9 protein-coding genes are annotated in these 12,413 nt (G+C 65.5%); 2 read left to right on the top strand and 7 right to left on the bottom strand.

The annotated features are described in order from the left end of the window. Positions 1–13: 13 nt before the first annotated feature. From STHE_RS14020 to STHE_RS13990, 7 genes are all read right to left on the bottom strand, one after another. A complete protein-coding gene (locus tag STHE_RS14020; protein WP_012873248.1) occupies positions 14–904 on the bottom strand; it encodes a branched-chain amino acid ABC transporter permease in 891 nt (296 codons plus the stop codon). 110 nt (positions 905–1,014) lie between these two features. Next, positions 1,015–2,331 carry an ABC transporter substrate-binding protein gene (locus STHE_RS14015; protein ID WP_012873247.1) on the bottom strand — a complete coding sequence of 439 codons (1,317 nt, stop codon included), beginning with the start codon at positions 2,329–2,331 and terminating at the stop codon, positions 1,015–1,017. 83 nt (positions 2,332–2,414) lie between these two features. Next, on the bottom strand, positions 2,415–3,815 hold the full coding sequence (locus tag STHE_RS14010; RefSeq protein ID WP_012873246.1) for a glycine cleavage system protein T: 1,401 nt from the start codon (positions 3,813–3,815) through the stop codon (positions 2,415–2,417). 433 nt (positions 3,816–4,248) lie between these two features. Then, positions 4,249–4,995: a GntR family transcriptional regulator gene (locus STHE_RS14005; protein WP_012873245.1), complete on the bottom strand. Its 747-nt coding sequence runs from the start codon at positions 4,993–4,995 to the stop codon at positions 4,249–4,251. 456 nt (positions 4,996–5,451) lie between these two features. Beyond that, positions 5,452–5,922 (bottom strand): hypothetical protein, encoded by a 471-nt coding sequence (locus STHE_RS14000; RefSeq protein ID WP_148220107.1) that lies wholly within the window; start codon positions 5,920–5,922, stop codon positions 5,452–5,454. Between the two features lie 335 nt (positions 5,923–6,257). Beyond that, on the bottom strand, positions 6,258–6,830 hold the full coding sequence (locus STHE_RS18840; protein ID WP_148220106.1) for a hypothetical protein: 573 nt from the start codon (positions 6,828–6,830) through the stop codon (positions 6,258–6,260). 1,635 nt (positions 6,831–8,465) lie between these two features. Next, positions 8,466–8,924, bottom strand: a complete 459-nt coding sequence (locus tag STHE_RS13990) for a hypothetical protein (RefSeq protein WP_012873241.1) — start codon at positions 8,922–8,924, stop codon at positions 8,466–8,468. 158 nt (positions 8,925–9,082) lie between these two features. Between STHE_RS13990 and STHE_RS13985 the strand changes: the two genes are divergently transcribed. Together STHE_RS13985 and STHE_RS13980 are read left to right on the top strand one after the other, a co-directional pair. Further along, complete coding sequence (locus STHE_RS13985) at positions 9,083–11,020, top strand: S9 family peptidase (protein WP_041400378.1); 1,938 nt, start codon at positions 9,083–9,085, stop codon at positions 11,018–11,020. Positions 11,021–11,047: 27 nt separating this feature from the next. Beyond that, a complete protein-coding gene (locus STHE_RS13980) occupies positions 11,048–12,343 on the top strand; it encodes an MFS transporter (RefSeq protein WP_012873239.1) in 1,296 nt (431 codons plus the stop codon). The last annotated feature ends 70 nt before the right edge of the window (positions 12,344–12,413 follow it).

Raw genomic sequence — 12,413 nt, 5'->3', positions numbered from 1 at the left:
GCGGGCCCTCCACTCATGCGGGGCGGGGCCTCGGGCCGAACCGCCCACGTAGGCCAAGAATGCCGACCTGGCGAACGATGAGCACCACGAGCAGCACGGCGAAGGCGATCACGTCTTGTAGACCGGAATGGAGTCCTGCGCCGACGGACTCCAACACCCCAAGCAGCAGGCCACCGATGACGGCGGCCGCCGGGTTGGTCAGGCCTCCCGCGACGGCGGCGACGAACCCTTTGAGGCCGAGATCAAGCCCCATCGAGTAGGTCGCGAAGGTGATCGGCGCCACAACCGCTCCACCGAGCGCAGCCAGCGCGGCGCTGCCGGCCCAGGCCAGCAGTGCCATGCGCTCGGGACGGATACCGACGAGACGCGCCGCAACCGGGTTGGCGGCGCTGGCGCGTAGCGCGCGACCAGCCATCGTGCGCTGGAAGAAGAGGTAGGTCACGACCACGATCACGATGACCGAGGCGATGACCCACAGAGCCTGTCGGGTGATCACCGCGGGGCCGACGATGATGGGTGGTCCTGGCGTGAAGGGGCGCACGGAGTACGGCGCGGTGCCCCAGATGATGAGCGCGATCCCGCGGAGGACGATATCAACGCCGATGGTGATCATGATCAGCGTTACCATGGAAGCCCGGCGAGCCGGGTAGAGGGCGACCCGCTGCACGCCTGCTCCGATGGCCGTCACGGCGATGACCGCAACCAGGATGGCCAGTGCCAGCGGCATGCGGTTGTGAAGCGTGGCGGTCAGCATCGCCCCGAGCATGACGAACTCGCCTTGGGCAATGTTGATCACCCGCGTGACGCTGTAGATCGTGACGAACCCCAGAGCGACCAGCGCGTAGATTCCCCCGATGGTGATCCCGGAGATGATCCATTGTGGTAGTTCGAGCGACAGATTCATCGGTGCACCTTAGCCGTTCCGTTTGTGGCTGGCTCGCGCAGGTCGTCGGTGCCGATATCCCGCTCCATTGGGTAGCGGGACGTGACCGGTCCAGGCCGGACCGGTCACGCCTACTCCTCAGCGAGTGCCACGAACCTCCCGTCTTGGACCACCACCATCACCATGTCCTCGGTCTGGAATCCCGTGTGGCGCTCGGGTGAGAAGGTCAGCACCCCCGTGATCCCCACGAAGTCGGACGTCTGCTCAATCTCATCGCGAATGGCCGCAGGGTCAGGACCGTGCTTCTCAAAGGCCCGGACGTAGAGCCAGAACGCATCCCAGGCGTGACCGGCGAAGGTGTTGGGTGGTTCTCCGTAGCGTTCCTGATACTCGACGGCAAACTGCTCGAGAACCTCTTTCTGGTGGTCGCTGTCGGGCAGGGTGTCGTAGACGATGATCTTTCCAGCCGGCACGATTGCCCCCTCCGCGAGCGGACCCGCGGCCTCGATGAACGCGGGTGTTGCCACGGAGTTGGTGAAGACGATGGGAATGTCCATCCCGAGATCGCGGTAGTTCTTCATCGCCACGACGCTCTCGGGAACCAGGGCGTAGACGACAACCGCTTCAGCGTCGCTGGTGCGCACGCGGTTCAGGTGCGTGGTGACGTCAGTTGTCCCCGGGTTGAAGCGCTCATCGACAACGATGGAGACTCCGTAGTCGTCAGCCAGTTCATGGAGTGCATTTCGCCCGCTATCGCCATACTCCGTGCTGACGGAGAGGAGCCCGATACGCGTGATGCCCTCCCGCTGGAAGTAGAGCATGAGACGCTCGGAGACCTGGAGATTGTCCCATGCCGGCTTGAATGCCCAGTAGCGCTCCTCGACCGGCTGAGTAATCGTCTCGCTGGAGGCGAGCGAGATCATGGGGACCTCGTTGCGCGTCACCACATCGACGGCGGCAAGCGACGTGCCGCTTTGGCTGCAGCAGATGATCGCGGGAACCTGGTCCGATTCGATCAGCCGCGTGACGGCGAGAACCGCCTGCGACTCGTCGCTCTGATCGTCGTAGATGATCACTTCCACGGGATGACGGAGCCCGTCGGGCCCGAGGATGCCACCCTGCTCGTTGACCTGATCTTGCAAGAGCTGCAACGCATCCCGTTCCGGAGCGCCGAGGGTCGCGGCCCCGCCCGTGATCGAGAGGACCGCTCCGATCCTGTAGGGCTCACCTTGCTCTGCTGACTCTTCTTCGGCTGTCTCGTCCCCGGCCGGAGATCCAGTCGGCTGCCCGCTCGGCGTTGCATCAGTCGTCGCCGCAGTCGGGGTTTCTGCGGCCGCCTGAGCAGGGCTGGTGGGTTCGGCAGCTTCCCCGCCGCACGCTACGAGGAGCAATATGCTGATCACGATTGCAAGATGCAGCATCAAGCGACGCGATCGGTTCCGGTACATGGTGCTCTCCCTGATGCGAGAATGCGACTCCTCCTGCGATGTCGTGGCGCGGTATGGTCGAACGCGTAGAGCCCCCTCGTCAGCTATCGCCTGACCACGGCCTTCCGGTATTGCCGCGCCGGTTCCGCATAGGGGACCGGCCCCACGGTGACACCCACCTCGGTCTGGACATGCGGCTCAACCGACGGCTTTCGCGAGCCGCCATTCGGCTCTCCCCAGATGAGGCGGAGGCGGCTACCCGGCTCGGCGTACTCGCGGTCAACGGTTGCCAGGGAGAGGACCGCTTGCTCGTTGATGCTGTATCCGGTCCACATGGCGAATCCCACAACGTCGCCATTGTCGTTGCGCACCGCGTCGTACATCCAGGTCGCGTACTGTGCCAGCGGGAGCTCGAAGTACTTGAACTGCTCGCCATAGGGCTTCTGGGCGATGCTGCCGAGGATCCGTGCGGTGTCCTCGCCGTCCCACACCAGCGTGACTCTGCGGCGATGTGGATCGTTCGCCATTCGCTCGAGCGCTGCACGACCGATGAAGTCGTGGTCGAACTTCAGCAAGCGGCCATAGCCGAGGTCCCACGGCGTGAGGTAGTAGTCCTCGATGCGCTGGGACACAAAGCTTCCCCCCAGGGAGCTGACCGCCTCGAATGCCGTGGCAGGGAGCCACTCTCGGTAGCCTTGCAACGCCTGGCCGGTGTACACGGCTGGGAGAGGATTCGGGATCCAGCCTGACTCGAGCGTGTTCGTCGCATAGGTGCGCGAGCCGACTTGGCGGAGTCCAAACTCCTTGCCCGCTTCGACAATCGCTTCTCTGACGGCCGACCCCTCATCGTACGGACCAAACAGCTCCGCGCCGGGTACTCCGACCATGCCGTGGTGGAGCATGCCGACGGTGTGGCCGGCGATGTTGATCCGGGCGAAGTGGAAGAAGGGGACATCGGGAAGCTTCCCGCCGGTCAGCTTCTCCAAGAGCTTGGTTGCGTTTGGGCCCTGGAGTTGGAACCGGTACGTCAGTCGCTTGCGATTCGGATCCACGCGGGACGATTCATCCCGCTCCCAGGTGACGTCTGCTCCGCTGGTTTCAGCGTGATACTGCACCCAGTTGTGGATCGCTCCCACCCCAACGAGTTGGAACGTGCCGTCCTCGAGGTAGAACAGGATGCAGTCGCCGACGTAGTAGCCGTCTGGTGTGACACAGACGAGGTGCTTGGCCTGTCCCGGTTCGAAGCCGTCGAATGAGTTGATGGCGAGCCGCTCCAGGAGCGAGAAGGCGTCCGGGCCGCGCAGGAACATGTCGGTCATGTGGTAGGACTGATTGAAGAGTGCCACCGTCTCCCGCCAGGCCCGCTGTTCGTCCCGCCAGTTCGTGAACTCAGGCGGAACGTTCGGCCAGAAGCGTCCACCGGAGGGGTTGTGGTACAGGCGTTCCTGGATCGCCGGGGTCTCGTCGAGAAGGTGCTGTAGTGTCCGCGGTTTCGCGTTCTGCATGAATCGCCTCCTTCCTGGCGAGGTGGCCTTCAGATTCCGCGACCTACCTGGCTCTCACTAACGCCGACTCCTTCTGCACGGTCGGAACGGGTTGGCATGGATCACGCACCTCACGATCGAGCAGCGCCCTGGACCCGTGGGCGCCAGTAGTGTGCTGGAGAAGATCTCGATGCGGTCTGTGTGCGCTGGCACCGTGGTAACGGTGGATGCTACAGGGTGCAGCGCCGCTGGTATGGTGTGGCGTTGCGACCGTAGCTGCCTTTGTTGCCCGTGGGGCGGGCGTATCGCTCGCGCTGCGCCCCAGGGCCATGACCGGGAGCGTCACAATGAGGGATGAGACGCGCCACGGATCGCGGTGACGTGAATTCGGGATCGTGCGCATCGGTCTCCTCCTCCCGGTCGGAATGGAGATCCTGGAAAGGACCGGGCCGCACTAGGAAGGCAGAACCCGGTCTGAGCCCAGGGTGGTCACCTCCTCCGTTGCCTGACCGGTGGTGCCGCTGCCGCCTGGTGCGGCACCATCGGATGCAGCTGCGCGGCAGCGCACCGTTCGGTCATGGAACGCCTCGGCGGTGGCGAGCTTGTGCTGCCGCACCACCCGCTCGATTTCGACTGCCGGCGCACCGGAGGCGAGCAGAACGTTGATGCGCTCGTGGTCGACGATCGAGGCGCGTGCTCGCTCCGGCAGCAGGACGAAGATCGAGTGGCGCATCGAGTCGAGCCGTGCCCACGCCGCGCGGATCTGATCGGTCAGATAGTCGTTCGGGCAGCGGCGATAGATTGCCTCGTGGTAGGCGCGGTTGAGCGTGCCGTAGCGCAGCAGGTCGCCCCGGTCGAGCGCCGCGCGCATCTCGCCGGTCAGGCGGTGCAGTTCGGCCAGGTCGCTCTCATCGAGCCGTGGCGCGGCGAGTGCCGTCGCGTAGCCCTCAAGCACCGCGAGGGTCGCTAGAGTATCGACGTATTGCCGCTCGTCGATGGCGACGACGCGGGCGCCGGCATGGCGGGTGTAAGTGATCAGCCCCTCGGCTTCCAACCGCCGGACAGCCTCCCGCACCGGGATTGGACTGACCCCGAGCTCACGCGCCACTTCGTCGATCACGATGCGGTAGCCGGGGCCGTAGGCGCCGTCGATGATGCGCGCGCGGATCGTCTGGTAGGCCAGCTCCTGCTTGCTGTTCATGCACCCTCGCGAATGGTCACTGACAGGGATGATCATAGAGGAGATCATATATGACATCAAGGGGATGCCTTGGGTGAGGACGGCCCTCACCCCCTGACCCCCTCTCCCAACGTTGGGAGAGGGGGGACCTGGTGCGTCCTGCGTGTGCCGGTTCGGAATCGCGTGCTGGCGACTCCGGCCTCCTCCCCTCTTCCGACCCCGGGAGAGGGGCCGGGGGTGAGGGCCGCTCTTTGGCGCATCGATCGCGCACGGGGTCGAGCGGGGCTCAGTCTTACGCCTGCAGTTCTATCCGCACCACCATGCGTCGCGGGTGGCGCGGAGGCGGTCGTCGCCGCGGCAGGCGCTAGGATGGTGAGAAAGTGACTGCACCGTGCCCGGTCCCTCCCTTCGGTCTATCCGGATGAGTGGGAGGTCCGCCGTCCGGATGTCCCGCGGCTGGGGATGCCCACCCCATCCTCACACCAGCGGATTGAAGCCGGGGTGTGTAACGAGATAGATCCCGATGGCGATGGTAAAGGCGAGGAACAGCGCGGCAACGAAGCGGACGCTCACCCGGCGCCCGAACAGCCGATCGAGGCCGAGCGTGACTGCCCCAACCACGATCATCACGGTTCCCCATCGCAGCCAGTAGTTCACCCACAAGTGCTGCCGCCGCTCACGCCACTGCTGGTTCTGAATCGGATCCTTCTGGCTGGTGGCGATGAATTGCTCATAGTCTTCAGCCAGATCGAGGACGCCGCGTGGGTGCATTTGGAGATAGACGTAGTCCTTCCGCGTCACGACCCAGTCAGTGGGGACGAAGCATGCTGCGATCAGCCCGAAGATGAGCGTCGCCAGGGCGAACAGGGCGAAGTAGCCGGACCAAGTGACGTAGCGCATCGCGCGGGTCACGAGTTCCTCGGCTCGTACGGCGGGTCCGTCACTCATGAGACGAGCCCCTTTGCTACTCAACGGTTGTGAGGCCCGCTCGCTCACTGCTCCGTCCAGCGTTATCTGTCCGATGAGCCGCGAACAGGAGCGCCCGCCCTCTCGCCGGCTTTGCTGCGGGGGTGGCCCCGGACGGGCGCCGGCGTCCACGCCGGCGCTCCTGCTCTGGCTCCGCCTCTGCCATCGCCGCTCACCAGATGGATGATGGTAGACAGAGGACGGAGAGCGGTATTCGTCGCATCTGTTCAGCGGGCTAGGGTGCTCTCGCGTCGGTCGTTCCAGCAGTGTAGACGTGCCTGGCGAGGCTCGTACCTAACCCGCTTGACTACCACACGCTAGGATGTAGTGAGCCCATTGTCCTCGAGATGCCAGTACAGTGGCTCCAAGCGTACATCACGCATCGGAACCCGGTCCTTTGCCGTGTCTGGGAGATGGTCGTATACGACCGCTCGCATGATATCGACCAAGAACACATCGTCCACGTTACTTGTCAGTCGGTCGAACGCAGCACGGTCGACCAGGACCTCAGCATCGATGACACCCAGTACCTTCAGTGGACCACCCTTGCTTTGTTCTTGCCGCTCGGTAAAGGTGGCGACGTGCTCAACGTCGAGGACTGTACCATCGGGTTCCGGAGCGCCACCGAGTGTGCCTCGTCGCCCATCAGGCTCCACTGTCCGAATTCTGAAACTCACCACCGATGCGCCGGCCCGTTCCATCAGTTCCGGGAAGGTCTCTAGCGAGATTGGATGGCGGAACGTGACGAGTGCTGGCACTGTGTCATGTCTGTCAAAGACGTGTGCTCCCGCTCCTCGCACACGCTCTGCGTAGTCGAGGAGCGCTGACCGTTCGTAGGTAGAGAAGCTCACTCCCGCTGCCACTTGGTCGCCGAGCACCTCGGTCTTCACACTCCATCCGCTGCCTCGCATCAGGTCTGCAGTGGCTGGCGCGGGGATTAGTGGATCAGCCGCAGTCGATTGACTGGACCGGACCACCCACGCCGAAATGACCAGCCCCACGGCCACGAGCAAGACAGCCAACCGCCAAAACCGCCCGATGGCCAGTCTTGGTCTCATCTGGCTCGACCCCCTTCCGCGTACGTGTGGTACCTATGCGCGACAATCGAATGACCAGGGGAGGTAATCACGCTCCGGATAGTAGAACTTGCACATCCACTGATGGCCGATCCGTAGCCATCCAATAGCCGTTGTGATGTAACTGGCCACATTCACCTCACCAGTGTTCCCAACACCAGTGTTATCGTTGTAGAGAGGATCCCAGTACTCAACCTCGATATTGTATCCTCCTGCCGCGAAGGTTGGAGACCACCGGACTTCAATCTCCTCGTGTCGAGTGTCGCCGTCATCGTCTCCTGAGCGGTACTCCGGGTTAGGAAAGTTCGTATAGTACCAGCCGGTAGCATGTAACCCCGAATAGTGCGTTCCGCCGCCGTACGCTTGATCATCGAAGTGGATGGTCGTGGGTACGTACTGGTAGTTTGTTGCTTGCCAGTATGAATAGAGGCTGTTCAGCCGGTTTTGATCGTAGTATGTCCAATCAGTGCTGGCATAGATATGCCGCCCCCATGCGCCCGTCTGACTGTACAACTTATGTCCACCCCAATAGTTTAATATAAGTTGGGGTGTACCAGGCGAGCCCCGAGGTGGGCGAGTATCGCGGTCCCTTCCAGGTAACGCCCCAGGCAGCAAATGCGGTGCCAGAGCTGGTAACGAGAAGGACAACCAGTGTCGCCAAACCGAGTCGTTTCATGTGCCCCTCCTTCCGTCAATAACGGCTATCGAATGGATTCCCTTCAGGAACAACGCGCGATCACGGGTGTAGCGGTTGCCTGTCTAGCTTGCGCTTGACATCACCTATGGCGCACAGAACAAGTTTGCGAGTCTTGAATCTGGTGGGTCAATCACATATGACGCAGATGCTCCCCACAAACTAGCTTGTACAGCCTGTGATGGCACCATAGTAGCCGATCTTGTGTCCGAACGTAAGATCCATGGTGAGGTGATCGCAAAGATTCCGGCATATGCGGGCCTAACGCGTTGGTCCACTCGGCCTGTCCCGGACAAGCCGTGTTCGATCCGACTTCGGATCGCGCTAGGATCCTGTGCTCATGTCGAGAGTGCCTGCCGTTGTGGTTGGGGGGCACATCTGGGAGAGCCCATAGGCGGCCGTGAAAAAAACGAACGGGCTACCGCTGCTCGACGCGGAAGCTCGGCCGCGATCGTGCCGGACGGAACCAAGCCGCCTGTTCGGCAGGAGACGACCCAGCCAATGTTGCGGCGGGGCACTGGCGCGGTAGCGCCCATACGGGCGCTACCGCGTCGACGTGGGAGGCGCCACGGCGTTATCCTGCAGGAAGCCAAGGGCTGAGTTGCTGGTAAGGTTGGGGCATGCTGGGTGGGCCATTGCCCAAAGAGGGCGGGGCCGCGCTTCTCACCGGGGAGATGCGCGCCGACGCGCACGCCGCCAAGATGCCTCTTTCAGCCGCCGGCGCGATCCACAGGTCCGAAGCCGCTGGTCGCTCGTTATGTAGACGACGGCCACCAGGCGTGGCGGGTGGCACGGAGCCTGACGAAGAGGGCGTAGCCGAGGAGGGCGATCCCGGCGATGGCGAGGAGCGGCTGGGCCGGCTCGAAGTAGCGCATGGCGCCGGTGGTGCCGAGCGCCAGCACGACGATCTTGTTGCACACCGGGCAGCCGACGGCCAGGAACGAGAGGAAACCGCCCGCGGTAAGCTTGCCCTCCTGCAGCGGACAGGCGGCGGGGAAGGCGTAGGTCGCGCCGATCAGGGCGCTCAGCAGGACGGTCAGCGCTAGGAAGGCGTAATCCTGCGGCCGGGTGGGCACCATGCGGCTGAACCAGGGGTTCGGGATGAGCACCGTCGGGATGCCAACGAGCAGCAGGACCGCCGCGCCGGTACCCAGCCCGTAGGCTACGGCGCGCGCGAGGGTGCCGGTCGAGATTCTCGCTCCCCTGTCGATCATGCGAATCCCCCTTCGCCGTCGGGCGCGATCACTCTGACTCTACCCAGCGCCGGGATGTGTTGCAAGGTGCGCTCTCGACAGCGCGGATTGCCTGTGGTCAACTAGCGTACGCGTTTGCCGGAGGACCGGCACCCAATACTGTGGCGGGAATAGAGGCGATGATGGAAGCGCGGGCAGTGCTGACCGCGGATGACCTGCTGACCCTCAAGTCGGTGAATGATGCGCAGATCGACCCAGGCGGCCGCCGGGTGGCCTTCGTCGTGGCTGAGGCATCGGTGGACTACCAGGAACCGTCGCCGCGCAGCCGGATCTGGCTGGTGGATGTGGCGGGCGGCGAGCCCCGGCAGGTGTCCCAGGGGCCGGGGACGGACGACCTGCCGCGCTGGTCGCCGGACGGGGAGACGCTGGCGTTCCGGTCCGACCGGAAGAAGCGCGGTACCGGGCAGCTCTACCTGCTGCGGTCCTGGGCGGAACCGGAGTTGCTGCGCGAGTTCGACGCCGGGATCAGCGCAATCGCCTGGGCACCGGACGGGCGCACGATCGCGGTCATCGCTCCCGACGCCGTGGGACGCAACCGGCCCGAGGGGAAGGACTGGGTTCTCTTTGAGGAGGAGCACGCCTTCGGTCGAATCTGGCTGGTGGATGTGGCCAGCGGGGAGGCGCGCTGCCTCACGACCGGACCCGTGCACGTCTGGGAGTTGGCCTGGTCGCCCGATGGGTCGGCGATCGCGGCGATCGTCAGCGATCTGCCCTACGCCTGGTCCTGGTACCGGGCGCGGCTGGTACGCATCGACGTGGCGACGGGCGAGGTGACGACCCTCTACGCGCCCGAGCGGCAGATCACCGGTCCGGTCTGGTCGCCGGATGGGCGCGCAATCGTGCTGATCACCAGCACCTGGAGCGACCCGGGCATGAGCGGGGGCGACGTGCTCGTCGTCCCGGCCGCGGGAGGTACGGCGCAGCCGCTGACCGCGGGGGAGCCGCGGTCGTACCTGTCGCTCCACTGGGTTGCGGATGGGCGGCTCTTCGCCGCGGCGCTCGAGCGCAACCGGGCGGCGATCTGCCTGCTTGATCCGACCGGCGCCGGACGGACGCAGACGCTGTGGGCCGGGGAGCGCTTCTTCAACGTCTACGGCACCGGCGTCGACATCAGTGCCGACGGCCGGTGGGTGGCCACGGGGATGAGTGCCCCGACGGAGCCGGTGGAGCTGTGGGTCGGGCGGATCGCGGATCAGGGACCGGAAGGGGTCCGGTGGGCACGGCGCAGCGCGGTCAACGCCGACTTCCCGGCGGACTTGCTCAGCCCGTACGAGACGCTGCGCTGGACCGGGCCCGACGGCATGGAGATCGAGGGGATGCTGGTTCGCCCGCGGGGTGCGGGCAACCCACCGTGGCCACTGGTGACGCTCATCCACGGCGGCCCGACCGCCTCTTGGGCCTACGGGCTGCGCCCGTCCGGCCCCGGAAGCTGGATCCACCTGCTGGCCGCGCGCGGGTGCGCCGTCCTGCTGCCGAACCCGCGAGGGAGCGCCGGATACGGGCTGGCCTTCGCTGAGGCCAACATCGGCGACCTCGGCGGTGGGGACCTGCAGGATATCCTGGCTGGGGTGGACGCCTGCGTCCGGGACGGCATCGCCGACCCGGAGCGGCTGGGCGTCGGCGGCTGGAGCTACGGCGGCTACCTCACCTGCTGGGCTATCACCCAGACCGACCGCTTCCGGGCAGCGGTGGCCGGGGCCAGCATCACCAACTGGTATTCGTTCCACGGAGGCACGAACATTCCCGGCTTCGACGAGATCTTTCTCCGGGACAACCCCTTCACGCTGGACGGGCGCTACGCGCCCCGCTCGCCGATCTTCTACGTGGATCGGGTTCGGACGCCGACCCTGTTCCTCCACGGGGAGCAGGATCCGTGTTGCCCCGTTGGACAGGCGTACGAGATGACGCGCGGCCTCCGATCCCGCGGGGTCGAGGCCCAGTGCGTCGTCTACCCGCGCGAGCCACACGGCGTCCGCGAGCGTGAGCACCAGCGGGATGTGATGGAACGGGCGGTGAACTGGTTTGTGGAGCGGCTCGGCGTCGCGCGGCCGTCCTAGGCGGCGTCTACTCGCAGGGGATTGAGGGTGAGGCTTCCCACAGCATTAGCAGCTCTTGCCTACCGGGACTTCCGGCTCCTCTGGGCCGGGCAGTTCGTGGACATGCTCGGCACCCAGGTGCAGACCGTGGCGCTGGGCTGGCTCGTCTATTCCTTGACCGGTTCGACCGCGGCGCTGGGTGGGGTCGGGCTGGCGCGGGCGATCCCGACGATCCTGCTGTCGATCTTCGGAGGGACGCTGGCGGATCAGGTCGACCGCCGCCGGCTCCTGCTCGTGTCGCAGAGCTTCCTCGCCGGGCTCAGCGCGCTCCTTGCCTTGATCATCTCGCTCGGTAAGGCGAACGTGCCGATCCTCTACGCCTTTGCGGCCCTCACTGCGGCGGCCGCGGCGTTTGACTCGCCAACGCGGCAGGCCTTGATCCCCTCCCTTGTGCCGCGCGAGCGGCTGCCGAACGCCTTGACGCTGAACGTGCTCGCCTGGCAGACCGCAGCCGTCCTCGGCCCGGCCACGGGGGGTGTGATCATCAAGGTGTTCGGAGTGAGTGCGGCCTACTGGATCAATGCGGCGTCCTTCCTGGTGGTTCTCGGCGCGATCGTTGCGATGCGCACCCGCGTCCCGGTGCCGGCCGGGCCGCGACGGGGATTGTCCGCGGTGGTCGAGGGCCTGGAGTTCGTGCGAGGTCGTGCCATTTTGTGGCAGTTGATGCTGGTCGACTTCCTGGCCGTGCTCTTCGTCTCGTCGATGGGGCTGCTTCCGGTCTTCGCGCGCGATGTGCTGGCGGTGGGCTCGGACGGGTTGGGCCTGCTCTATTCGGCCCCGGCGGCGGGGGCCGTCGCCGGTTCGGTGATCTTCACGCTGCTGCCGACGCCGCGTCGACCGGGGCGCGTCGTGGCGCTGGCCGTCGCGGCGTACGGGATCTCCCTGGCGCTGTTCGGCATGGCCCGGTCCTTCCCGGTGGCACTCGGACTGCTGGCGCTGGCCGGAGGGCTGGATGCCGTCAGTATGGCGATGCGCCATACCGTGCGGCAGTTGGCGACACCGGACTCGCTCCGGGGCCGGGTCGGTGCCCTGGCCTCGGTTTTTTCCGCCGGCGGGCCGCGGCTGGGCGAGTTCCAGGCCGGGATGGTCGCGAGCGTGGTCGGCGCGCGCTATGCCATGGTCCTCGGCGGGGGCGCCTGCCTGCTGATGGTCGTGACCTCTCGCTGGTGGGCGCGCCAGCTCTGGCAGTACCGGGGTGAGGAACTGCCGGAGGAAAGTGAAGAGCCGCGGGTGGAGGCTGAGGTGCCCGGCGCGGCGGAGTCATCCGTTGCCGGTGTGGACTAGGCCGCGTGCATACGATCATGTTGCGCGGTGTTCTCGGCGTCTCGGTATTGGATGTGGACCATGTGGAACA

The organism is Sphaerobacter thermophilus DSM 20745 (genome assembly GCF_000024985.1).
Taxonomy (GTDB): Bacteria; Chloroflexota; Chloroflexia; order Thermomicrobiales; family Thermomicrobiaceae; genus Sphaerobacter; species Sphaerobacter thermophilus.
Note: the sequence above shows the minus strand (reverse complement) of the source record. Positions and strands in the feature narration are given on the sequence as shown.